Here is a 22722-nt window from a genome sequence, read left to right as displayed (position 1 = left end):
TTATTGAAATAAGATATGTTTAACTTTTTAAGTTAATTAATGAAGATAGTATTAAGATGTATTTTTATGTATGAATTTAATTACACGTTTTTTTTAAAAAAATCAGCTATTTATTATTGTGTTAAATGTTGTTTTTCTTAATTTTTTATAATGATTTTAATGTATTATCTAATTTATAGGGTATAAAAAAACCACCTCGAAGTGAGGTGGTTTTATATATTTTAAAATAAGAATTATTAATTCGAAGGAGAGTCGTTAACGTCCCAGAAAATTTTAGTAGTTTGTTCGTCTCCACCAATTGCTTCAGATGCAGCTTCCCAATTTGTTCCATTAAGTGTTTGCTCGTTAATTGGGTATGTGTAACGAGCTGGAACTGGATTTCCAGTGTCTTCTGGAAGGTTAAACACAGGAGTGTCATATTTTCTCCAAACAGTCCATGCCTCAAATCCTCTGTTGTACATTGCTAACCAGAACTGAGAACCGATTTTTTCTCTCCAATCTGTTCCTGGAGCTGTAGCATATGCAACCTCTGGTTTAGCAAGGTATGTAGCAACATCTGCAACATCCCAGTATTCAAAAGATGCAGTTATACCATTGTTATAATGTTCTTCAACTGTGCCTGTAACAGCGTAAGATCTAGCAGCTGCTTCAGCTAAATAGAAGGATACTTCTGAATAGTCAAGAAGGATTCCTGGAAATGTAGGTTGGTGTAGGAGATCTCCAATATGTGTATAGTTAGAGAATGTATTACTAGCTCCATAAATACCTCCAACATACGTGTCTGCACCCATATTGTCATCGAAATATACAGCTCTACGAGGGTCTTCTAGATCGTTCATGAAATCTACTAATGTATTAGCAGGAACAAAATCAGATCTTCCAGACTGAACTAAATCTACCCATAAAGGGTTTGTGTTTGGAGTAGCTCCTTGATATTCAAAAGTAGCATTATCATCATTAGATGTAAATACACCTCCAGCAACAGCTGATTCAACAGTTGATTGAGATAGGGTAGGGTTAACATCTGATAAACGAATACCAATTCTTAATTTTATAGAATTAGCAAACTTAGTCCATGCAGCCATATCTCCTCCGTAGATATTGTCAATTGAAAAACCAGAACCTGTTAAGTTAGGTGTTGCTGCATCTATTCTTGTAATTAAATCAGAATAAATTGTTGCAGCATCGTCATAAGCAGGTAAAGGAAAGCCTTCAGCATCAAGAGATTCTGTATAAGGAATGTTGCCATAAGTATCTACTAATTGTTGGTAAGTATATACCATTAATACTTCTGCTTGCGCTTTTCTAGCCGCTATTTCTCCTGCACTTAGCTCTGGGTTTGCTTCCGCAACCTCTTTCGCTGTTTTTAGGTCTAACAAGACGTCTCTATACATTTCAGACCAATGGTATTCCGGTATATTTCTGTTTGTTAAATCGTAGTTGGCTTCATCAAAATATGTAGTTTCAGTCCAATGCTGACCTAGTAATCTAAATACATTTCGATTAACACTAGTGCTTGTCATTTGGTCAACCAAGCTCTTTTGAGCATTGTTGAATAAGAAGTCCGCATCAACTTGAGTTGGATTCTTTGGGTCTCTATTGTAGTTCTCATACTTGTCGTCTGATTGACAAGAGATTAGAGTTACTAGAGATATAATTGTTAATACTATTTTTTTCATAATTATTTTTTTAGAACTGTAATTTAAGACTTGCTCCTATTTCTCTAATACTTGGGTATGCTCCTGATTGATATCCTTGAACATTACCAGAACTTAAACCTGCTTCTGGATCTGCAAATGGAACACTTTTATCAATAATCCATAAATTTCTTCCTATTAAAGAGAAAGAAGCTGCTGTGAATGGAAGTTGCTCTAGAACCTTATCACTTAACTTATAAGTAATGTTAGCTTCACGTAATTTAATATAACCTGCATCATAAACGTGTTGAGCATTTGTTGCTCTGGCATATCCCCATGGGTTTCCAGAAGTGGATGCGTTGGCTCTGATATCATTTGGAGTTCCATCTTCTTTAACGCCTGGTAAAATAACACCACCACTAGTAGCATCATTAGTTAAAGGGTTTCTTACAGGGTTTCCTAAATCATTTGTACCAGCAGTGAAGTCATATAGACCTGTTGCGTAACCATACCATGTGTCTAGAGAGAATATATCGCCTCCTTTTTGCATGTCTATTAAGAATCCTAAACTAATGTTTTTGTAAGAGAAAGTGTTGTATAAACCTGCTTTCCAGTCTGGGTTGATATCTCCGATAATAGAGTTGCTGGCAGATGTAAGGTAATATCCATTACTTCCTACAACACGATTACCATTGTCATCATATACATAGTCTGTACCTCTAATAACTCCCATTGGTTCTCCAACAGCAGCGTTCACAGATACTCCACCTTGTAAGGAAGCTAATTGTAAGTTTTCGATACCATCTGCTAGAGAAAGTACTTCACTTCTGTTTTGAGACCAGTTCAATATAAAGTTCCATCTAAAGTTTTCACTTTGAATTGGAGTTGCATTTAATTGAACTTCAAGCCCTTTATTCTGAATAGTACCTGCATTTAATAAAGCAGACGTATATCCAGTAGAGTTTGATACAGGAACGCTTGTAATTTGGTCTTTATTTTTAGTATCGTAGTAGGATACATCAAAACCTAGACGTCTATTAAGGATGAACATTTCAAGACCAACCTCCCAGTTTTCTTGTTCTTCTGGCTTTAGTTCAAGATTTTGTTTTGTAGAGTTGTTTGATGCTAAACCACCATTAAATGGAGTTCCAACTGTGTAAGTGTTAAATACTCTATAAGGATCTGTGTCAGAACCTACAGTTGCATAATTTGCTCTTACTTTACCAAAAGATAACCAGCTACTATCGAATAGCTCAGAAAAAATTAAGTTTCCAGTTACCGACCAGTAGAAGTATCTGTTGTCTGACTTAGGAAGTGCAGAAGAACGGTCTGTTCTAGCTGTACCTTCAATATATACAGTGTCGTCATAACCAAAACTTGCTCTTGCGTAAGCACCATCTACCATTTTTACAGCTTCATATTCTGTTGGAGCCTCAAGAGGGTTAACGCTATTTGATAGGCTGTATAATCCTGCTAGGTTTAAGCCGCCATTAGTTTCTGCAAAAATAGAGCTCCACTCATTTCTTCTTAAGTTAAATCCAATGTTACCATCCAAATTTAATTTCTCAGTTAAATCTTTATTAAAATTTAACATTAAGTCATAGTTGTATTCTGCAGTATTATTATTGAATCTACTGTATTTAGAAACATCTGCACTACCAACGTTAATTCTTTCTTCCTGTAGACTTGAAGAAGTATCGTAAGTAAATCTTCCTAAAACACTTAACCAATCATTAATTTGGTAGTTTAAAGCCGCATTTCCGTAGAATCTATTACGAGTATCTGTTTGATAGTTCTCAAAGAATGTCCAGTATGGATTATCAGAATAAATAGGAGATAAATCACTTGAAGAATTTGGATTCCAAGTAATATTCTCGCCTGTAGCAAAATATGCTTCCTTCTGTTCTTTAACATCTACATTTGTTTGAAACCATTGTCTAAACTGTTGCATTGGGTTTAAAGAAGAGTATCCTGTTCCGTATCGTCCTTTACCATCTGTTTTAACAAAATTGAAAGTAGTTGTAGCTGTTAGCTTATCGGTTAGATTCAAAGACCCTGAAAAATTTAATGAGTTTCTTTTAATCTGGCTGTTTGGTAAGTTACCTTCTTGATCAAGATTAGTGTATCCCATTCTGAAAGTTCCTTTGTCAGAACCACCATCTAGAGATACAGAGTTTACCATTGTGCCGGCTGCGCTCCAGATATAATTAGGGTCGTTTTCAGCAGCAACCCATGGAGTGGCTTTTTGGTAAGTATCTCCTAATTGTGGGTAGATACTATTCCATTGGTACACCATTTTGTTAGGGTCGAAAGGAGCTCCGTATGAAGCATCTTCAGTGAAAGGAGTTGTTAAATCATCAATTCCGTCACCGTTAATGTCGTCTAATAAAAAGAAACCATCAGCAGAGTCATAATATGGTCCATAACCAGCACCATATTTTTTCTGATATGTAGGAAGTGTAGTTTTGTCAGCAGTACCCATGGTAAAGCTGGAACTTACAGTAACTCCAATTCCTTTTTGTTTTCTACCTTTTTTGGTAGTAATCATTACAACTCCATTAGAAGCTCTAGATCCATAAAGAGCTGTTGCGGCAGCACCTTTAAGTACGTTGATGCTTTCAATATCATCTGGGTTAACATCAGAGGCAGCGTTACCATAATCATAACCACCACGACCAGCTTGTTGATCTGCAGTATTGTTGTTGTCATTGTTAATTGGTACTCCATCTACAACGAATAAAGCCTGATTGTTTCCAGCAATTGAGCTGTTACCTCTAATTACAACTTGTGTAGAACCACCCATTGTACCAGAAGGCTTAATGTTTAAACCAGCAACTTTACCAGATAAAGAGTTTACAAAGTTTTGACTTTTTACAGTAGAAACTGCCTCTCCTTTTACCTCTTGAGTTGCATACCCTAATGCTTTCTTTTCTCTTTTAATCCCCAGAGCTGTTACAACAACTTCATCAAGAGCTTGTGCATCTTGTTGAAGGCTAACATCAATGGCGTTAGAAGCGCCAACTGTTCGCTCTTCAGTTTTTTGTCCAACAAAAGAATATACTAATATGTCTCCTGTGTTGGCTTGGATGGAATAATTTCCATCAAAATCAGTTTGAGTACCATTGGCGGTACCTTTAACTACTACATTTGCGCCAGGTAGCGGCAGGCCATCCTGGTCTGTAATCACACCTGTTACGGTTTTTTCTTGTGCAAAAGTTATTTGCACAATTAACGCTAGGATTAGCGTCAAAAATCCACTAAACTTTGTTCTCATTTTATAAATTTATTTGAATTAGCTGCTGCGAAAATGATAAAATAACGTTAAGATTGCAACTTTTCTGTCATAAATTTTAAGAGAATGTTAAGCTTTTTGTGGTTTTTTACATAATTCTTATTAAATATAACACCTTATTAATAATACAGTATTTTTAGTGTAGTCTTTTTTTAATTCTGTAATCATTAATGTTCAAGTAAAAATACAAGACCGCTTCGCTGTAAGAAAAAGAACAAAGGCTAAGCCTTAATTGTCATGGAGTAATCGGTTTAAAGAAAAGTGTTGCTCAAATCTTTTTTTATTCATTTTTATTAATAACAATAAGTCTATTTTGAAAGCCTCATTTTTGACCTTGATATAAGTGGAGTCCTGTAAATTCCATTAACTTTTATCGGACAACAATAATTTGTAATTTTTACTTTTCTGAAATAATTGTGACTATTCCTTTACATTACTATGTGTTCTTTGTGCTGTTTTTTATGTGGCAGGTGGATTTTGTTGAAAATTAATTAATTAAGGTTTGATTTATTGATAATTTTTTATACCTTTGCCACCCTTTTAAACGAGAGGTGTGTTCTTTTATGAGCTGAATCTCAGGATTTTAAAGGGAAATTTAATTAAATAAAACATAATTATTGTTTAGTAGATTATGCCAACAATTTCACAATTAGTACGAAAAGGAAGAGTCACAATTACTAAGAAGAGTAAATCGGCTGCTTTAGATTCGTGTCCTCAAAGAAGAGGGGTTTGTACGCGTGTTTATACTACTACGCCTAAAAAGCCAAACTCTGCTATGCGTAAAGTAGCAAGGGTTCGTCTTACAAATGGTAAAGAGGTAAATGCATACATCCCTGGAGAAGGTCACAACTTACAAGAGCACTCGATAGTATTAGTAAGAGGCGGAAGAGTAAAAGATTTACCGGGGGTAAGGTATCACATCGTTCGTGGTGCTTTAGATACAGCTGGTGTTCAAGGAAGAACGCAACGTAGATCAAAATACGGTGCAAAGCGCCCTAAGAAGTAATTAAAACTTTTAACAAGAAGAAATGAGAAAAAGACAGGCCAAAAAAAGACCTCTTTTACCAGATCCAAGATTTAATGATCAGTTAGTGACGCGTTTCGTTAACATGATGATGTGGGATGGTAAAAAGTCTGTAGCTTTTAAAGTTTTCTATGATGCAATTGATATCGTAGAAGAGAAAAAACAAGACGAAGAAAAAACTGCTTTAGAGATTTGGAAAGATGCATTATCAAATGTAATGCCACACGTAGAGGTTAGAAGCCGTCGTGTAGGTGGAGCTACATTCCAAATTCCTATGCAGATTAGACCAGATAGAAAAGTATCTATGGCTATGAAGTGGTTGATTAGTTATTCTCGTAAGAGAAATGAAAAATCAATGGCTCAAAAATTAGCTGGCGAAGTTCTTGCAGCTGCAAAAGAAGAAGGTGCAGCGGTTAAGAAAAGAGTTGATACTCATAAAATGGCTGAAGCAAATAAAGCATTCTCTCACTTTAGATTTTAGTAAAAAAATAAAATGGCACAAAGAGATTTAAAATATACAAGAAATATAGGGATTGCGGCTCATATTGATGCTGGTAAAACAACAACAACAGAGCGTGTTCTTTTTTACACAGGAGTTTCTCATAAAATTGGAGAGGTGCACGATGGTGCTGCTACAATGGACTGGATGGAGCAAGAGCAAGAAAGAGGTATTACAATTACTTCTGCTGCTACAACTTGTACTTGGCAGTTCCCTATGGAGAATGCACAGCCAACTCCTGAAACTAAAGGATATCACTTTAATATTATCGATACTCCTGGCCACGTTGACTTTACCGTAGAGGTAAACCGTTCTTTACGTGTTCTTGATGGGTTGGTTTTCTTGTTTAGTGCGGTTGATGGTGTTGAGCCTCAGTCTGAAACTAACTGGAGATTAGCAGATAATTATGGTGTTCCTAGAATTGGTTTTGTTAACAAAATGGACCGTCAAGGGTCTAACTTCTTAGCTGTTTCAAAGCAGGTTAAAGAGATGTTGGGTTCTAATGCAGTTCCAATTGTATTGCCTATTGGTGATGAAGCTGATTTTAAAGGAATTGTAGATTTAGTAAAAAATAGAGCTATTGTATGGCACGAAGATAATTTCGGTTCTACTTTTGATGTAGTAGATATTCCTGAAGATATGAAGGAAGAAGTTCGTGAGTACCGTGCAAAACTTATCGAAGAGGTTGCTGAGTATGATGAAAATCTACTTGAGAAATTCTTTGAAGATGAGAGTTCTATAACTGAAGAAGAAATTCACGCTGCTTTAAGAGCTGCGGTAATGGATAGAGCAATCATTCCTATGATTTGTGGTTCTTCATTTAAAAATAAAGGGGTTCAGTTCTTATTAGATGCTGTTTGTCGTTATTTACCTTCACCGGTAGATAAAGATGGTGTTGTTGGAACGAATCCTGATACAGGTGCTGAAGAAAGACGTAAGCCAGATGTGGATGCGCCTTTTGCTGCTTTGGCATTTAAAATTGCTACCGATCCTTTTGTAGGTCGTTTAGCATTCTTCCGTGCATATTCTGGTAGATTAGATGCTGGATCTTATGTTTTAAATAACAGATCTGGTAAAAAAGAGCGTATTTCTCGTATCTATCAAATGCACTCAAACAAGCAAAATGCAATTGAGTATATAGAGGCTGGAGATATTGGAGCTGCTGTTGGGTTTAAAGACATCAAAACAGGAGATACTTTATCAGACGAAAAAGCACCTATTGTACTTGAGAGTATGGATTTCCCAGATCCAGTAATTGGTATTGCTGTGGAGCCTAAAACAAAAGCAGATGTTGATAAAATGGGGATGGCTTTAGCTAAATTAGCTGAAGAGGATCCAACATTTACAGCTAGAACTGATGAGGCTTCAGGACAAACAATTATTTCTGGTATGGGTGAGCTTCACTTAGATATTATTGTTGACCGTCTTAGACGTGAGTTTAAGGTTGAAGTTAACCAAGGTCAGCCTCAGGTTGAGTATAAAGAATCGATTACGCAAAAAGCGGATCACAGAGAGGTTTATAAGAAACAATCTGGTGGACGTGGTAAATTTGCTGATATCGTATTTACACTTGAGCCAGCTGAAGAAGGTAAGCTTGGTCTTGAATTCGAATCTGTAATTAAAGGTGGTAACGTTCCTAAGGAATTTGTTCCTTCTATTGAGAAAGGTTTCAGAGAAGCAATGAAAAATGGTCCGTTAGCGGGTTATGAAGTAGATGCTATGAAAGTTACTTTGACTGATGGTTCTTATCACGATGTGGATTCCGATCAACTTTCGTTCGAATTGGCTGCTAAACTAGGATTTAAAGCTGCTGCAAAAGCTGCAAAAGCTGTGATCATGGAGCCAATTATGAAATTAGAAGTGTTAACTCCTGAGGAAAGTATGGGAGATATTGTAGGTGACCTTAACCGTCGTCGTGGTCAAATTAACAACATGAGCGACAGAGCGGGTGCAAAAGTAATTAAAGCAAGTGTTCCATTATCTGAAATGTTTGGATATGTAACCTCTTTACGTACTTTATCATCTGGTAGAGCAACATCTACTATGGAATTTTCACATTATGCTGAAACACCTTCAAATATATCTGAAGCTGTAATTAAGGAAGCAAAAGGAGTTGAAGCTTAAATCTAAAGAAAATGAGTCAAAAAATCAGAATAAAACTTAAATCATACGATTATAATTTAGTTGATAAATCAGCTGAAAAAATCGTTAAGACAGTAAAAACTACTGGTGCTGTAGTAACTGGACCAATTCCGTTACCAACACACAAAAAAATATTTACTGTACTACGTTCTCCACACGTAAATAAAAAGTCTAGAGAGCAATTTCAATTAAGCTCTTACAAAAGACTTCTTGATATTTACAGTTCTTCATCAAAAACAATTGATGCTTTGATGAAACTGGAATTACCAAGTGGTGTTGAAGTAGAAATCAAGGTTTAATTCCTTGAACTAATCATGGAATTTGATTAGTACATGTCCTAAGCCTTTGGCGAAGGAAAAACGGAAAAAATACATTCAGAGCTGAAAGTATTTTTCAGCTCTGAAGTTTTTTAGATAAATAACAATTAGTAATAACAATTTGGTGGAAGGTTTGTAATAGTTACAAATTGTACATCGTAAATTAAATTAGAATGTCTGGGTTAATAGGAAAAAAGATTGGTATGACCAGCATCTTCGACGAAAATGGAAAGAACATTCCATGTACAGTGATCGAAGCTGGACCATGCGTAGTTACCCAAGTCAGAACCGCAGAGGTTGACGGGTATGAAGCTCTTCAGCTTGGTTTCGATGACAAGGCAGAAAAACATGCTAATAAAGCTGAGCAAGGTCACGCTAAAAAAGCAGGTGTTTCTCCTAAAAAGAAAGTTGTCGAGTTCCAAGATTTTAAAGGAGATTTCAAATTAGGTGATACTGTAACAGTAGAGCAATTTGTAGAAGGAGAATTTATTGATGTTACTGGTACGTCAAAAGGAAAAGGATTTCAGGGTGTTGTAAAACGTCATGGTTTCGGTGGTGTAGGTCAGTCTACTCACGGTCAGCATAACCGTTTAAGAGCTCCTGGTTCTATTGGTGCTGCATCATATCCTGCTCGTGTATTTAAGGGTATGCGTATGGCTGGACAGATGGGTGCAGAAAGAGTAACAGTACAAAACTTAAGAGTATTGAAAGTGGTTGCAGAGAAAAATCTTTTAGTAGTTAAAGGATGTGTACCTGGTCACAAAAATGCTTATGTAATCGTTCAGAAGTAATGGAAGTAGCAGTTTTAGATATCAACGGAAAAGAAACTGGAAGAAAAGTTAGTCTTTCTAAGTCAGTTTTTGGTGTAGAGCCTAGTACTCACGCTGTATATTTAGATGTTAAGCAGTATTTGGCTAATCAACGTCAAGGTACGCATAAATCTAAAGAAAGAGCGGAGATTGCAGGTAGTACACGTAAGATAAAAAAGCAAAAGGGTACAGGTACTGCAAGAGCAGGAAGTATCAAGTCTCCAATTTTTAAAGGAGGTGGTAGAATTTTTGGTCCTAGACCAAAAGATTATACTCAGAAGCTAAATAAAAATGTGAAGCGTCTTGCAAGACGTTCAGCATTGACAATCAAAGCACAAGAGAAATCAATTATTGTTTTAGAAGACTTCGATTTTGAAGCTCCAAAAACTAAAAATTTCACTAATGTTTTGAAAGCTTTAGGGTTAGAAAATAAAAAGTCCCTCTTTGTGTTGGGTGATTCAAATAATAATGTATATTTGTCGTCACGCAATTTAAAGACCTCTGAAGTTGTAACTAACTCAGAATTAAGCACTTATAGAATTGTTAATGCAAATAACATAGTGCTTTTAGAAGGATCTATAGAAGGAATTGAGTCGAATTTAAGTAAATAAGGAACCAATGAGTGTGTTAATAAAACCTATTATTACCGAAAAAGCAACCGCAGATAGCGAGTTGAATAATCGTTATGGTTTCATTGTAGATACTAAGGCAAACAAGTTGCAAATTAAGGATGCCGTGGAAGCTACTTATGGAGTTTCTGTTGAAAAAGTTCGCACAATGAATTACGGACCAAAAAGAAGTACTCGCTACACAAAAACAGGTATTCAGCATGGTAAAACCAATGCTATTAAGAAAGCTGTTATTCAAGTAGCCGAAGGGGATATTATTGATTTTTATAATAATATATAAGTAAAGACAAGAAATGTCAGTAAGAAAATTAAAACCAGTAACTCCTGGGCAGCGATTTAGAGTAGTAAACGGATTTGACGCGATTACTACTGACAAGCCGGAGAAGAGTTTACTCGCTCCGTTAAAAAAGTCGGGAGGTAGAAACAGTCAAGGAAAAATGACCATGCGCTATTTAGGTGGTGGTCATAAGAAGAAGTATCGTGTGGTTGATTTTAAAAGAATGAAAACTAACGTTGAAGCTACAGTAGAATCAATACAATACGATCCAAACAGAACTGCGTTTATTGCATTAATTACATACAAAGACGGAGAGAAGAGCTATATTATTGCTCAAAACGGTTTGCAAGTAGGTCAAACTGTAGTCTCTGGATCTGGTGTAGCTCCTGAAATAGGAAATGCAATGCCTTTAAGTGAGGTTCCATTAGGTACTATTATATCTTGTATTGAATTACGTCCTGGTCAAGGAGCTGTTATGGCTCGTTCGGCTGGTGCTTTTGCTCAGTTAATGGCAAGAGAAGGTAAATATGCTACTGTGAAACTTCCTTCTGGTGAAACTAGATTGGTATTAGCAAATTGTTTAGCTACAATTGGAGCGGTATCAAATTCAGATCATCAGTTAGTGGTTTCTGGTAAAGCAGGTAGAAAACGTTGGTTAGGAAGAAGACCTAGAACTAGACCGGTTGTAATGAACCCAGTAGATCACCCAATGGGTGGTGGGGAAGGCCGTGCTTCTGGAGGACATCCAAGATCAAGAAACGGAATACCTGCTAAAGGATTTAGAACAAGAACTAAATCTAAAGCGAGTAATAAGTATATTATAGAACGTAGAAAGAAATAAAGTATTAAGAGATGGCACGTTCACTAAAAAAAGGACCTTACGTTCACTATAGTTTAGAGAAAAAAGTTCAACAAAATGTTGAGTCTGGTAAGAAGACAGTTATTAAAACCTGGTCTAGAGCATCTATGATTACTCCAGATTTCGTTGGTCAAACAATAGCTGTACATAATGGTCGCCAATTTGTTCCTGTGTATGTAACAGAGAACATGGTAGGTCATAAGTTAGGAGAATTTTCACCAACAAGATCTTTTAGAGGTCATGCAGGTGCAAAAAATAAAGGAAAAAAATAATAAGTAGCCATGGGAGTTCGTAAAAGAGAAAGAGCAGAGCAAATAAAAGAAGCTAAGAAAAGTTTAGCGTTTGCAAAGTTGAATAACTGCCCAACTTCACCAAGAAAAATGAGGTTAGTAGCCGATTTAGTTCGTGGGGAAAAAGTTGAGAAGGCACTTGCTATTTTGAAATTTAACCAAAAAGAAGCATCTCGTCGTTTAGAGAAGTTGTTAGTTTCTGCGATAGCAAACTGGCAGTCTAAAAATGAAGATGCAAACTTAGAGGAGGCAGATTTATTTGTTCAAGAAATTCGCGTAGATGGTGGGGCAATGTTGAAAAGACTTCGTCCAGCACCTCAAGGTCGCGCACATAGAATTAGAAAACGTTCTAACCACGTTACAATAGTGGTTGGTGCTAAAAATAATACACAAAGTTAAGATAGAGTATGGGACAGAAAACAAATCCGATCGGAAATCGCCTTGGTATCATTAGAGGATGGGAATCCAACTGGTATGGAGGTAATGACTATGGAGATAAACTTGCTGAAGACGATAAAATCAGAAAGTATATCCATGCTCGTTTATCTAAAGCTAGTGTATCTAGAGTAATTATTGAGCGTACGCTTAAGCTTGTGACCGTTACTATCACTACGGCTCGCCCAGGAATCATTATTGGTAAGGGTGGTCAAGAGGTAGACAAGTTAAAAGAAGAGCTTAAGAAAATTACCGACAAAGAAGTTCAAATTAACATCTTTGAAATTAAGAGACCAGAATTAGATGCTAACCTTGTTGCTGCAAGTGTTGCTCGTCAAATTGAGAATAGAATTTCTTACAGACGTGCAATCAAAATGGCTATCGCTGCAGCGATGAGAATGAACGCCGAAGGTATCAAAATTCAAATCTCTGGACGTTTAAACGGGGCTGAAATGGCACGTTCTGAAGCGTATAAAGATGGTAGAATTCCTTTGTCAACATTTAGAGCTGACATTGATTATGCATTACATGAGGCTCATACTACTTATGGTAGATTGGGAATCAAAGTGTGGATCATGAAAGGTGAGGTTTATGGAAAGAGAGAGCTTTCTCCGCTTGTTGGAATGTCTAAGAAGCAAGGGAAAGGCGGCAATAATAATGCCGGTGGTGGAGCTAGAAAATCTCGTCGTAGAAAGTAATTTTTTAAAGTAAAAGAAAAATGTTACAGCCGAAAAGAACAAAATACCGTAAGCAGCAGAAAGGCCGAATGAAAGGTCTTTCTCAAAGAGGGCATGAACTTTCAAATGGTATGTTTGGTATAAAATCAATGGATTCATCATTCATCACAGCGCGTCAAATTGAGGCTGCTCGTGTTGCTGCTACTCGTTTTATGAAAAGAGAAGGGCAGTTATGGATCAAAATTTTTCCAGACAAGCCAATTACAAAGAAGCCACTTGAGGTGCGTATGGGTAAAGGTAAAGGTGCACCAGAATATTGGGCAGCTGTAGTTAAACCAGGTAGAATTATGTTTGAAATAGGTGGAGTGCCTATGGATGTTGCAAAAGAAGCTTTAAGGCTTGCAGCTCAGAAACTACCGGTTAAAACAAAGTTTATTGTAGCTAGAGATTATTCAGCTTAATTAATTAAGAAGATTATGAAACAATCAGAGATTAGAGAATTTTCTACTGCTGAGCTACAAGAACAGCTTGGTATTGTTAAGAAACAATATGCAGATTTAAAATTAGCTCATACAATTACACCTTTGGAGAATCCACTTCAGTTGAGATATACTAGAAGAACGGTGGCTAGATTGGCAACAGAGCTTACTAAAAGAGAATTACAATAATTCGATTCTGCTAGAAGATGGAAAATAGAAATTTAAGAAAAGAAAGAATAGGGGTTGTTACAAGTAACAAAATGCAGAAATCAATTGTGGTTTCTGAAGTAAAACGAGTAAAACACCCTATGTACGGTAAGTTCGTGTTAAAAACAAAGAAATATGTTGCGCACGACGAAAAAGACGATTGCAATATTGGTGATACAGTAAAGATCATGGAAACAAGACCTTTAAGTAAAACTAAATGTTGGAGATTAGTTGAAATCATTGAAAGAGCTAAATAATTATGGTACAACAGGAATCAAGATTAAAAGTAGCAGACAACACGGGAGCTAAAGAAGTTCTTACTATCCGTGTATTAGGAGGTACTAAAAGAAGATATGCTTCTGTTGGTGACAAAATAGTTGTTACCGTAAAAGATGCAACTCCAAACGGAAACGTTAAAAAGGGGCAAGTATCTACAGCAGTAGTAGTTCGTACTAGAAAAGAAGTAAGAAGACCAGATGGTTCTTACATTCGTTTTGATGATAATGCTTGTGTACTTCTTAACCCTGCAGGGGAGATGCGCGGAACTCGTGTATTTGGACCAGTAGCTAGAGAATTGCGTGATAAGCAGTTTATGAAAATTGTATCATTAGCTCCAGAGGTGCTTTAATACATTAAGAAATGATAAAACTAAAGATAAAATCAGGAGATACTGTAAGAGTAATTGCAGGAGAACATAAAGGTTCAGAAGGGCAAGTGCTTAAAGTAAATCGTGAAAAGAACAAAGCGATAGTTGAGGGAGTTAATCTTGTGTCTAAACACGAGAAGCCAAGTGCTAAAAACCCTCAAGGTGGTATCGTTAAGAAAGAAGCTCTTATTCATATATCTAATTTGTCGTTAATAGATCCTAAATCAGGAGAAACTACGAGAGTAGGTTACGAAGAAAGAGATGGTAAGAAAGTGAGATTTTCTAAAAAATCTAATGAAGTAATTTAATTATGGCTTACATTCCAAGATTAAAACAAGAGTATAAAGAAAGAATAGTTTCTGCTCTTACAGGAGAGTTTGGTTACACCAATGTTATGCAGGTGCCTAAACTGGAAAAGATTGTTATTAGCCGTGGAGTTGGTGCAGCAGTTGCAGATAAAAAGCTAATCGACTACGCAGTAGACGAATTAAGTAGAATTTCTGGACAAAAAGCAGTAGCTACAATATCTAAAAAGGATGTTGCGTCTTTTAAACTTCGTAAAGGAATGCCAATTGGGGCAAAAGTAACTTTACGTGGAGAAATGATGTACGAGTTTTTAGATAGATTAGTTACTTCAGCACTTCCTCGAGTTAGAGATTTTAATGGAATCAAAGCGAATGGTTTTGATGGACGTGGGAATTATAACCTTGGGGTAACCGAGCAGATTATCTTTCCAGAGATCAATATCGATAGAGTAAACAAAGTAGCAGGTATGGATATTACCTTTGTTACTTCTGCGGATACCGATAAAGAAGCAAAATCATTATTAAGCGAATTAGGATTACCTTTTAAAAAGAACTAGTATGGCTAAAGAATCAATGAAAGCCCGTGAGGTTAAAAGACAGAAATTGGTAGATAAGTATGCTGAGAAAAGAAAAGCTTTAAAAGAAGCTGGAGATTACGAAGCATTACAAAAATTACCAAAAAACTCTTCACCAGTACGTTTACACAATCGTTGTAAACTAACTGGAAGACCTAGAGGTTATATGCGTACTTTTGGAATTTCTCGTGTAACATTCAGAGAAATGGCAAACAACGGATTAATCCCAGGGGTTAAGAAAGCAAGTTGGTAACAAAAATTAACTGGTAGTAAGTTCGGATTTACCCGAAAACTATTACCGCAAATAGATATAGATGTATACAGATCCTATAGCAGATTATTTAACAAGAATTAGAAACGCAAACAGCGCTGGGCACAGAGTGGTAGAAATACCTTCTTCTAATTTGAAAAAAGACATGACTAAAATTTTATTCGATCAAGGATATATTTTAAGTTATAAATTTGAAGACAACTCAGTACAAGGAACTATTAAGATAGCTTTGAAATATGATAAGCTAACTAAAGAGCCTGTTATTAAAAGACTGAAGCGTGTAAGTACACCTGGATTACGTAAGTATGTAGGTAAAGATGAACTTCCTAGAGTTCTAAATGGACTTGGTATTGCAATTGTTTCTACTTCTCATGGAGTAATGACAAGTAAGCAAGCAAAGTTAGAGAGCGTAGGTGGAGAAGTATTGTGTTACGTTTACTAATATATTAAAGACAAGAAGAAATGTCAAGAATAGGTAATAGTCCAATAGTAATTCCTGAGGGAGTTACTGTAGATATTAAAGAAGACGAAGTTACCGTAAAAGGTAAACTTGGAGAATTAAAGCAGACTTTTTCTGATGTTACTGTAAAGGTAGAAGAAGGAAATGTTATTGTTGAGCGTTCTTCAGAGATAAAAAATGTTAAAGCTAAACACGGTCTTTACAGATCATTAATCAATAACATGATTGAAGGTGTTTCTAATGGCTTTACTAAACAGTTAGAATTAGTTGGTGTAGGTTACAGAGCTAGCAACCAAGGTCAGAAATTAGATTTGGCTGTAGGTTTTTCGCATAACATTGTTATCGATTTAGCTCCTGAGGTTAAGATTGAAACAATCTCAGAAAAAGGTAAAAACCCAATCGTAAAACTAACATCATACGATAAGCAATTAGTTGGTCAAGTAGCAGCTAAGATCCGTTCTTTCCGTAAGCCAGAGCCTTACAAAGGAAAAGGAATCAAGTTTGTTGGTGAGCAATTAAGAAGAAAAGCAGGTAAATCAGCTTAATAATTAGCACTATGGCATTATCAAAGACTGAAAGAAGACAGAGAATCAAAAACAGAATCCGCAAGGTTGTTTCTGGAACAGAAGCAAGACCTAGATTGGCTGTTTTTAGAAGTAATAAAGAAATTTATGCTCAATTGATAGATGATGTAACAGGGAAAACTCTGTTAGCAGCATCTTCAAGAGATAAAGAAATTAGTTCTGCAAAAGGTACTAAAACTGAAATAGCAGCCTTAGTAGGTAAAGCTATTGCAGAGAAAGCAAAAAGCGCTGGATATGAGTTAATCTCTTTTGATAGAGGTGGTTATTTATATCACGGTAGAGTAAAATCATTAGCAGATGGTGCTAGAGAAGCAGGACTTAAATTCTAAGAAGATATGTATCAAGATTATAAAAACGTAGAATTAGTAAAACCTGGTGGACTTGAATTGAAAGATCGTTTAGTAGGTGTACAAAGAGTTACTAAAGTTACTAAAGGAGGTAGAGCCTTCGGATTTTCTGCAATTGTTGTTGTAGGAGACGAGAATGGTGTAGTTGGTCACGGATTAGGAAAATCTAAAGAGGTAGCAGATGCTATTTCTAAAGCAGTAGAAGATGCTAAGAAAAACCTAGTACGTATCCCTCTTAACAAAGGTACATTACCTCATGAGCAAAAAGGGAAATACGGTGGTGCAAGAGTTTACATTCAGCCAGCTTCACACGGTACCGGGGTTATTGCAGGAGGTGCAGTACGTGCGGTATTAGAAGCAGTTGGAGTACATGATGTACTATCTAAATCTCAAGGTTCTTCTAACCCTCACAACGTTGTAAAAGCAACTTTTGATGCTTTACTACGTTTAAGAGACGCTAGAACAATCGCTAAGCAAAGAGGAATTTCTTTAGAAAAAGTTTTTAAAGGATAAACCAAGGATAAGATGAAAAAAGTAAAAGTTACGCAAGTAAAAAGCAGCATAAAACGTACTGAAAGACAAAAAAGAACGTTAAAAGCACTAGGCCTAAGAGGAATTGGTCAAGTTGTGGAGCATGATGCAACACCAAACATCCTTGGTATGGTAAAAAAAGTAGAACACTTAGTTTCTTTTGAAGAAGCTTAATAACAATATAGTTATGAATTTAAGTAACTTACAACCAGCTGAAGGTTCAGTACATAGAGACGGAAAAAGAGTAGGACGTGGTCAAGGTTCTGGCAAAGGTGGTACTGCCACTAGAGGTCATAAAGGAGCTAAATCCCGTTCAGGATATTCTAAGAAAATTGGTTTTGAAGGGGGGCAAATGCCACTTCAAAGACGTGTACCTAAATTTGGTTTTAATAACATCAATAGAAAGGAATACACAGGAATCAATTTAAACAAGTTACAAGAATTGGTTGATAAAGGTGTTGTTAAAGACACTGTAGATTTAGAAGTTTTAGTTAGCAACGGAGTTGTTAAATCTAACGAGCTAGTTAAAATACTAGGAGGTGGAGAACTAAAAGCTAAATTAAAAATATCAGTACATAAATTTACCGCCAGTGCAAAAGCAGCTATCGAAGCAGCCGGAGGTGAAGCAGTAAGTTTATAACCAACAAGTAACCATGAAGAAATTTATTGAGACATTAAGCAATATTTGGAAAATTGAAGAACTAAAGGGTAGAATTTTAATTACCCTTGGTCTTCTATTAGTGTATCGTTTTGGTGCACAAGTAGTATTACCAGGTATTGATACACAACAATTGGCAGAATTATCATCTAGAACAGATGGTGGAGGATTATTAGGTATCTTAAATGCATTTACAGGTGGAGCGTTTGCAAATGCTTCTTTCTTTGCTTTAGGTATTATGCCTTATATTTCTGCATCAATCGTAGTTCAATTAATGGGATTAGCTATTCCTTACCTTCAGAAGTTACAAAAAGAAGGGGAGAGTGGGCGTAAAACATTAAATCAAATTACCCGTTGGTTAACAATAGGTATTTGTTTGGTACAAGCACCAGCGTATCTTTATTCATTAGGATCTTTAGGTGTTCCAGATAGTGCTTTTATCTTAGGTAAAGGACTTGATTTTATGATTCCTGCAGTTTTAATTTTAGTTACAGGAACCATTTTTGCTATGTGGTTAGGAGAAAAAATTACCGATAAAGGTATTGGTAACGGAATCTCTTTACTTATTATGGTAGGAATTATTGCTAGAATGCCACAGTCATTCGTGCAAGAATTTGTTTCTAGAACATCAGGTTCAAACGGAGGATTAATGTTGATATTGATTGAATTGATTTTATGGTTTGTAGTTATACTAGCATGTATTATGTTGGTTATGGCAACAAGACAAATTCCAGTTCAGTATGCTCGTAGAACGGCTTCTGGTGGTTATGAGAAAAATGTTTTTGGATCTAGACAGTATATTCCTTTAAAGTTAAATGCATCTGGAGTAATGCCAATTATATTTGCTCAAGCAATCATGTTTGCTCCAGCATATGTAGGTAGAATAGGAGCTTTGAAAGATACAGGTGCTGGTCAATGGTTGCAAACTGAGTTTAGCAATATCTTTGGATTATGGTACAATTTAGTTTTTGCGCTATTAATCATAATATTTACGTATTTTTACACCGCAATTACTGTACCGACAAATAAAATGGCTGATGATCTAAAAAGAAGTGGTGGATTTATACCAGGAATTCGTCCAGGAAAAGAAACCTCAGATTATTTAGATAAAATAATGTCTTTAATTACATTCCCAGGATCTTTATTTTTAGCAGTAATAGCTGTATTACCAGCAATTGTTGTTAAGATAATGGGTGTACAACAAGGTTGGGCGTTGTTTTATGGCGGTACATCACTATTAATTTTAGTGGGTGTTGCTATAGATACAATGCAACAAGTAAACTCATATTTGTTGAACAGGCATTATGATGGCTTGATGAAAACAGGTAAAAATAGAAAAGTTGTAGCTTAATTATGGCAAAGCAGCCCGCAATAGAACAAGATGGAAGTATAATCGAAGCATTGTCTAATGCAATGTTTCGAGTAGAATTAGAAAATGGTCACGTTGTTACGGCTCATATTTCTGGTAAGATGCGTATGCATTATATTAAATTATTACCAGGAGACAAGGTAAAACTTGAGATGAGTCCATATGACCTTACTAAAGCAAGAATTACTTATAGATATTAAAAGAGATGAAAGTAAGAGCATCAATAAAAAAGAGAAGTCCCGAGTGCAAGATTGTGCGTAGAAAGGGGAGATTGTATGTAATTAATAAAAAGAATCCTAGATTTAAACAAAGACAAGGATAAGTTATGGCTAGAATCGCAGGAGTAGATTTACCAAAGCATAAAAGAGGAGTTATAGGTTTAACTTACATCTTTGGTATTGGAAAAAGTAGAGCTAAAGAGATCTTAGAGAAAGCTCAGGTTAGCGAAGACACAAAAGTTAACGACTGGGCAGACGAAGATATCGCTGGTATTAGAGAGGCTATTGCTTCTTACAAAATAGAAGGTGAGTTACGCTCGGAAGTTCAATTGAACATTAAGCGTTTAATGGACATCGGTTGTCAAAGAGGTATTCGTCATAGAGCAGGTCTTCCATTAAGAGGACAACGCACTAAGAATAACTCTAGAACAAGAAAAGGTAAAAGAAAAACTGTTGCTAACAAGAAGAAGGCAACTAAATAATTCGTAGCTTAATTATGGCAAAGTCAAATACAAAAACTGCTAAGAAACGCAAGGTTATAGTAGAATCTGTAGGTGAAGCTCATATTGCTGCATCATTTAATAACGTAATTATCTCTTTGACAAATAAAAAGGGTGATGTTATTTCTTGGTCTTCAGCAGGGAAAATGGGATTCAGAGGTTCTAAGAAAAACACTCCTTACGCTGCTCAAATTGCTGCAGAAGATGCATCAAAAGTAGCTCAAGAGGCAGGTCTTAGAAAAGTAAAAGTGTACGTTAAAGGTCCAGGATCAGGGAGAGAATCTGCTATCCGTTCTATCCATAATGCAGGGATTGAAGTAACAGAAATTATCGATGTTACTCCACTACCACACAATGGATGTCGTCCACCAAAAAGAAGAAGAGTTTAATAACATTTATGTTTAAAAGAAGGTTTTTACGATTATCGAAGGATTAGCCTTAATTCATAATCACCTTCAAAATATTACAAAACATGGCAAGATATACAGGTCCAAAGACTAAAATAGCCCGTAAATTCGGAGAAGCAATATTTGGAGACGATAAATCTTTTGAAAAAAGAAATTATCCTCCAGGACAACACGGAAACAACCGTAGAAGAGGTAAAAAATCAGAATATGCTATCCAGTTAATGGAGAAGCAAAAAGCTAAATACTCTTACGGTATCCTTGAGAAACAATTTAGAAACTTATTTGAAAAAGCAAACCGTAGCAAAGGAGTTACTGGGGAAGTGCTTTTACAACTTTGTGAGTCTCGTTTAGACAATGTAGTTTTTAGAATGGGAGTTTCTCCTTCAAGAAGAGGAGCGAGACAATTAGTTTCTCACCGTCACATTACAGTAAACGGAGAATTAGTAAACATTCCTTCTTACCAGTTAAAAGCAGGTGATGTAGTTGGAGTAAGAGAGAAATCAAAATCTTTAGAAGCTATCGAAAGATCGTTAGCTAATAATAGTAGTGTTTACGAATGGATTACTTGGAATAACGAGAAAAAGGAAGGTACTTTTGTTGCTGTTCCAGAACGTTTACAAATTCCAGAAAATATTAAAGAGCAATTAATCGTCGAGTTATACTCTAAATAATAATTAGACAGCAGTCGTACTATGGCAATACTAAATTTTCAGAAGCCCGATAAAGTTATAATGATCGATTCTACCGATTTCGAAGGTAAGTTTGAATTCAGACCTTTGGAACCAGGATATGGATTGACCGTTGGTAACGCATTACGAAGAGTTCTTTTATCTTCATTAGAAGGTTTTGCAATTACATCAACTAGAATCGATAAAGTAGAACACGAATTTTCTGCAATCGAAGGTGTAGTTGAGGACGTTACAGAAATCATTTTGAACCTGAAACAAGTGCGTTTCAAAAGACAAATTGAAGATATTGATAACGAAACCGTTTCTATTTCGATTTCAGGTAAAGAACAAATAACTGCTGGAGATTTCCAAAAGTTTATATCAGGTTTTCAGGTATTAAATCCAGATTTAGTGATCTGTAATTTAGACCCGAAAGTAACTATAAACATGGAAGTTACAATCGAAAAAGGTAGAGGGTATGTTCCTGCTGAAGAAAACAAGAAAGCAAATGCTCCTCTTGGAACTATCTTCACAGATGCAATATATACACCTATCAAAAATGTTAAATTTAGCATTGAAAATTATCGTGTAGAGCAAAAAACAGATTACGAGAAATTAGTTTTCGAAATCATTTCAGATGGTTCTATACATCCAAAAGATGCTTTAACTGAAGCTGCAAAAATACTTATCCACCACTTTATGTTATTCTCTGATGAGCGTATCACTCTGGAGGCGGATGAAATTGCACAAACAGAAACTTATGATGAGGAATCTCTTCATATGCGTCAATTATTGAAAACCAAGTTAGTAGACATGGATCTTTCAGTAAGAGCATTAAACTGTTTGAAAGCTGCTGAAGTAGATACATTAGGAGACTTAGTATCTTTTAATAAGAACGATTTAATGAAATTCAGAAACTTTGGTAAAAAATCGTTGACAGAATTAGAAGAACTTGTAAATAACAAGGGACTTAGTTTTGGAATGGATTTATCAAAGTATAAATTAGATAAAGACTAACAAAATCATCATATTTTGCTCCTCAAAATGGGTAGAGCAAGATGTTGATTTAAAACAATTGTCATGAGACACGGAAAGAAATTTAACCATTTAGGTAGAAAAACAGCTCATAGAAAAGCAATGCTTGCTAATATGGCATGCTCATTAATAGAGCACAAGCGTATTAATACAACTTTAGCAAAAGCTAAAGCTTTAAAGCAGTTTGTTGAGCCTTTAGTTACAAAATCTAAAGAGGATACAACACACAGCAGACGTGTTGTTTTTAGTAAATTAAGAGACAAATACGCTGTTACTGAGCTTTTCAGAGATGTTGCTGTTAAGGTAGGTGATAGGCCAGGAGGTTACACTAGAATTATTAAACTAGGAAACAGACTTGGAGATAACGCAGACATGGCGATGATTGAGCTAGTTGATTACAACGAAACTTACAATGTAGCTGATAAGCCTGCTAAGAAAAAATCGACTAGAAGAGGTAGAAGTAAAAAAGCTACTGAGGCTGCTACTGTTGAAGCTCCTCAAGCTAAAGAAGCTCCTGCAGCTAAAGAAGATTCTGACAATGAAAAACCAGAAACTTCACAAGAATAGTGATTAAT

At 35.9% G+C, this 22722-nt stretch carries 34 protein-coding genes; 32 read left to right on the top strand and 2 right to left on the bottom strand.

Features of this window, described 5'->3' with window-relative positions:
* Positions 1 to 236 precede the first annotated feature (236 nt).
* A complete protein-coding gene (locus JOOMADRAFT_RS11675) occupies positions 237 to 1679 on the bottom strand; it encodes a SusD/RagB family nutrient-binding outer membrane lipoprotein (protein WP_008613605.1) in 1443 nt (480 codons plus the stop codon).
* Between the two features lie 10 nt (positions 1680 to 1689).
* Positions 1690 to 4911, bottom strand: a complete 3222-nt coding sequence (locus tag JOOMADRAFT_RS11670; RefSeq protein ID WP_008613604.1) for a SusC/RagA family TonB-linked outer membrane protein — start codon at positions 4909 to 4911, stop codon at positions 1690 to 1692.
* A 649-nt stretch (positions 4912 to 5560) separates the two neighbouring features.
* On the opposite strand from JOOMADRAFT_RS11670, the gene rpsL reads away from it, so the two are divergent.
* From rpsL to rplQ, 32 genes are all read left to right on the top strand, one after another.
* The gene (rpsL, locus tag JOOMADRAFT_RS11665) at positions 5561 to 5935 is read left to right on the top strand and encodes a 30S ribosomal protein S12 (protein WP_008613603.1); all 375 of its coding nucleotides are present in this window, start codon (positions 5561 to 5563) and stop codon (positions 5933 to 5935) included.
* Positions 5936 to 5957: 22 nt separating this feature from the next.
* On the top strand, positions 5958 to 6434 hold the full coding sequence (rpsG, locus tag JOOMADRAFT_RS11660) for a 30S ribosomal protein S7 (protein WP_008613602.1): 477 nt from the start codon (positions 5958 to 5960) through the stop codon (positions 6432 to 6434).
* A gap of 12 nt (positions 6435 to 6446) precedes the next feature.
* Positions 6447 to 8576: an elongation factor G gene (gene fusA / locus JOOMADRAFT_RS11655; protein ID WP_008613601.1), complete on the top strand. Its 2130-nt coding sequence runs from the start codon at positions 6447 to 6449 to the stop codon at positions 8574 to 8576.
* Between the two features lie 11 nt (positions 8577 to 8587).
* Positions 8588 to 8893, top strand: a complete 306-nt coding sequence (rpsJ, locus tag JOOMADRAFT_RS11650) for a 30S ribosomal protein S10 (protein WP_008613600.1) — start codon at positions 8588 to 8590, stop codon at positions 8891 to 8893.
* Between the two features lie 191 nt (positions 8894 to 9084).
* Positions 9085 to 9702: a 50S ribosomal protein L3 gene (gene rplC / locus JOOMADRAFT_RS11645; RefSeq protein ID WP_008613599.1), complete on the top strand. Its 618-nt coding sequence runs from the start codon at positions 9085 to 9087 to the stop codon at positions 9700 to 9702.
* Positions 9702 to 10331, top strand: coding sequence for a 50S ribosomal protein L4 (gene rplD, locus JOOMADRAFT_RS11640; protein ID WP_008613598.1), 630 nt, complete (start codon positions 9702 to 9704; stop codon positions 10329 to 10331). Before rplC ends, rplD begins: the two co-directional genes overlap by 1 nt.
* A gap of 7 nt (positions 10332 to 10338) precedes the next feature.
* The gene (rplW, locus tag JOOMADRAFT_RS11635) at positions 10339 to 10629 is read left to right on the top strand and encodes a 50S ribosomal protein L23 (protein WP_008613597.1); all 291 of its coding nucleotides are present in this window, start codon (positions 10339 to 10341) and stop codon (positions 10627 to 10629) included.
* Positions 10630 to 10642: 13 nt separating this feature from the next.
* Positions 10643 to 11467, top strand: coding sequence for a 50S ribosomal protein L2 (gene rplB / locus JOOMADRAFT_RS11630; RefSeq protein WP_008613596.1), 825 nt, complete (start codon positions 10643 to 10645; stop codon positions 11465 to 11467).
* An 11-nt stretch (positions 11468 to 11478) separates the two neighbouring features.
* A complete protein-coding gene (gene rpsS / locus JOOMADRAFT_RS11625; RefSeq protein ID WP_008613595.1) occupies positions 11479 to 11757 on the top strand; it encodes a 30S ribosomal protein S19 in 279 nt (92 codons plus the stop codon).
* A 9-nt stretch (positions 11758 to 11766) separates the two neighbouring features.
* Positions 11767 to 12174 carry a 50S ribosomal protein L22 gene (gene rplV / locus JOOMADRAFT_RS11620; protein ID WP_008613594.1) on the top strand — a complete coding sequence of 136 codons (408 nt, stop codon included), beginning with the start codon at positions 11767 to 11769 and terminating at the stop codon, positions 12172 to 12174.
* Between the two features lie 8 nt (positions 12175 to 12182).
* Entirely contained in the window at positions 12183 to 12908 is a 726-nt protein-coding gene (gene rpsC, locus JOOMADRAFT_RS11615) for a 30S ribosomal protein S3 (RefSeq protein ID WP_008613593.1), read from the top strand.
* A 20-nt stretch (positions 12909 to 12928) separates the two neighbouring features.
* Positions 12929 to 13348: a 50S ribosomal protein L16 gene (gene rplP, locus JOOMADRAFT_RS11610; protein WP_008613592.1), complete on the top strand. Its 420-nt coding sequence runs from the start codon at positions 12929 to 12931 to the stop codon at positions 13346 to 13348.
* A gap of 15 nt (positions 13349 to 13363) precedes the next feature.
* Positions 13364 to 13555: a 50S ribosomal protein L29 gene (rpmC, locus tag JOOMADRAFT_RS11605; RefSeq protein WP_008613591.1), complete on the top strand. Its 192-nt coding sequence runs from the start codon at positions 13364 to 13366 to the stop codon at positions 13553 to 13555.
* Between the two features lie 17 nt (positions 13556 to 13572).
* Positions 13573 to 13830 carry a 30S ribosomal protein S17 gene (rpsQ, locus tag JOOMADRAFT_RS11600; RefSeq protein ID WP_008613590.1) on the top strand — a complete coding sequence of 86 codons (258 nt, stop codon included), beginning with the start codon at positions 13573 to 13575 and terminating at the stop codon, positions 13828 to 13830.
* A 2-nt stretch (positions 13831 to 13832) separates the two neighbouring features.
* On the top strand, positions 13833 to 14201 hold the full coding sequence (gene rplN, locus JOOMADRAFT_RS11595; protein ID WP_008613588.1) for a 50S ribosomal protein L14: 369 nt from the start codon (positions 13833 to 13835) through the stop codon (positions 14199 to 14201).
* Positions 14202 to 14212: 11 nt separating this feature from the next.
* The gene (gene rplX, locus JOOMADRAFT_RS11590; protein ID WP_008613587.1) at positions 14213 to 14527 is read left to right on the top strand and encodes a 50S ribosomal protein L24; all 315 of its coding nucleotides are present in this window, start codon (positions 14213 to 14215) and stop codon (positions 14525 to 14527) included.
* A gap of 2 nt (positions 14528 to 14529) precedes the next feature.
* Positions 14530 to 15081: a 50S ribosomal protein L5 gene (rplE, locus tag JOOMADRAFT_RS11585; RefSeq protein ID WP_008613586.1), complete on the top strand. Its 552-nt coding sequence runs from the start codon at positions 14530 to 14532 to the stop codon at positions 15079 to 15081.
* Position 15082: 1 nt separating this feature from the next.
* Positions 15083 to 15352 (top strand): 30S ribosomal protein S14, encoded by a 270-nt coding sequence (rpsN, locus tag JOOMADRAFT_RS11580; protein WP_008613585.1) that lies wholly within the window; start codon positions 15083 to 15085, stop codon positions 15350 to 15352.
* 61 nt (positions 15353 to 15413) lie between these two features.
* Positions 15414 to 15812, top strand: coding sequence for a 30S ribosomal protein S8 (gene rpsH / locus JOOMADRAFT_RS11575; protein ID WP_008613584.1), 399 nt, complete (start codon positions 15414 to 15416; stop codon positions 15810 to 15812).
* Positions 15813 to 15832: 20 nt separating this feature from the next.
* Entirely contained in the window at positions 15833 to 16375 is a 543-nt protein-coding gene (rplF, locus tag JOOMADRAFT_RS11570) for a 50S ribosomal protein L6 (protein WP_008613583.1), read from the top strand.
* An 11-nt stretch (positions 16376 to 16386) separates the two neighbouring features.
* Complete coding sequence (gene rplR, locus JOOMADRAFT_RS11565; RefSeq protein ID WP_008613582.1) at positions 16387 to 16743, top strand: 50S ribosomal protein L18; 357 nt, start codon at positions 16387 to 16389, stop codon at positions 16741 to 16743.
* Positions 16744 to 16749: 6 nt separating this feature from the next.
* Positions 16750 to 17274, top strand: a complete 525-nt coding sequence (gene rpsE, locus JOOMADRAFT_RS11560; protein ID WP_008613581.1) for a 30S ribosomal protein S5 — start codon at positions 16750 to 16752, stop codon at positions 17272 to 17274.
* Between the two features lie 12 nt (positions 17275 to 17286).
* Entirely contained in the window at positions 17287 to 17466 is a 180-nt protein-coding gene (gene rpmD, locus JOOMADRAFT_RS11555) for a 50S ribosomal protein L30 (RefSeq protein ID WP_008613580.1), read from the top strand.
* Positions 17467 to 17479: 13 nt separating this feature from the next.
* Positions 17480 to 17932 carry a 50S ribosomal protein L15 gene (gene rplO / locus JOOMADRAFT_RS11550; protein WP_008613579.1) on the top strand — a complete coding sequence of 151 codons (453 nt, stop codon included), beginning with the start codon at positions 17480 to 17482 and terminating at the stop codon, positions 17930 to 17932.
* A gap of 13 nt (positions 17933 to 17945) precedes the next feature.
* Positions 17946 to 19301 carry a preprotein translocase subunit SecY gene (secY, locus tag JOOMADRAFT_RS11545; protein ID WP_008613578.1) on the top strand — a complete coding sequence of 452 codons (1356 nt, stop codon included), beginning with the start codon at positions 17946 to 17948 and terminating at the stop codon, positions 19299 to 19301.
* Between the two features lie 2 nt (positions 19302 to 19303).
* Complete coding sequence (gene infA / locus JOOMADRAFT_RS11540; protein WP_008613577.1) at positions 19304 to 19519, top strand: translation initiation factor IF-1; 216 nt, start codon at positions 19304 to 19306, stop codon at positions 19517 to 19519.
* A gap of 5 nt (positions 19520 to 19524) precedes the next feature.
* Positions 19525 to 19641 (top strand): type B 50S ribosomal protein L36, encoded by a 117-nt coding sequence (gene ykgO / locus JOOMADRAFT_RS19915; RefSeq protein ID WP_007094966.1) that lies wholly within the window; start codon positions 19525 to 19527, stop codon positions 19639 to 19641.
* 3 nt (positions 19642 to 19644) lie between these two features.
* A complete protein-coding gene (gene rpsM / locus JOOMADRAFT_RS11535; RefSeq protein ID WP_008613573.1) occupies positions 19645 to 20019 on the top strand; it encodes a 30S ribosomal protein S13 in 375 nt (124 codons plus the stop codon).
* A gap of 14 nt (positions 20020 to 20033) precedes the next feature.
* Positions 20034 to 20426 (top strand): 30S ribosomal protein S11, encoded by a 393-nt coding sequence (gene rpsK, locus JOOMADRAFT_RS11530; RefSeq protein ID WP_008613572.1) that lies wholly within the window; start codon positions 20034 to 20036, stop codon positions 20424 to 20426.
* Between the two features lie 83 nt (positions 20427 to 20509).
* Entirely contained in the window at positions 20510 to 21115 is a 606-nt protein-coding gene (gene rpsD, locus JOOMADRAFT_RS11525) for a 30S ribosomal protein S4 (RefSeq protein ID WP_008613570.1), read from the top strand.
* 21 nt (positions 21116 to 21136) lie between these two features.
* On the top strand, positions 21137 to 22129 hold the full coding sequence (locus JOOMADRAFT_RS11520) for a DNA-directed RNA polymerase subunit alpha (RefSeq protein ID WP_040879703.1): 993 nt from the start codon (positions 21137 to 21139) through the stop codon (positions 22127 to 22129).
* A gap of 63 nt (positions 22130 to 22192) precedes the next feature.
* Positions 22193 to 22714: a 50S ribosomal protein L17 gene (rplQ, locus tag JOOMADRAFT_RS11515; RefSeq protein WP_008613567.1), complete on the top strand. Its 522-nt coding sequence runs from the start codon at positions 22193 to 22195 to the stop codon at positions 22712 to 22714.
* Positions 22715 to 22722: the final 8 nt, after the last annotated feature.

It is taken from the genome of Galbibacter orientalis DSM 19592, from assembly GCF_000260115.1.
Taxonomy (GTDB): Bacteria; Bacteroidota; Bacteroidia; order Flavobacteriales; family Flavobacteriaceae; genus Galbibacter; species Galbibacter orientalis.
This window is presented reverse-complemented; position numbering and strand designations above follow the sequence as displayed.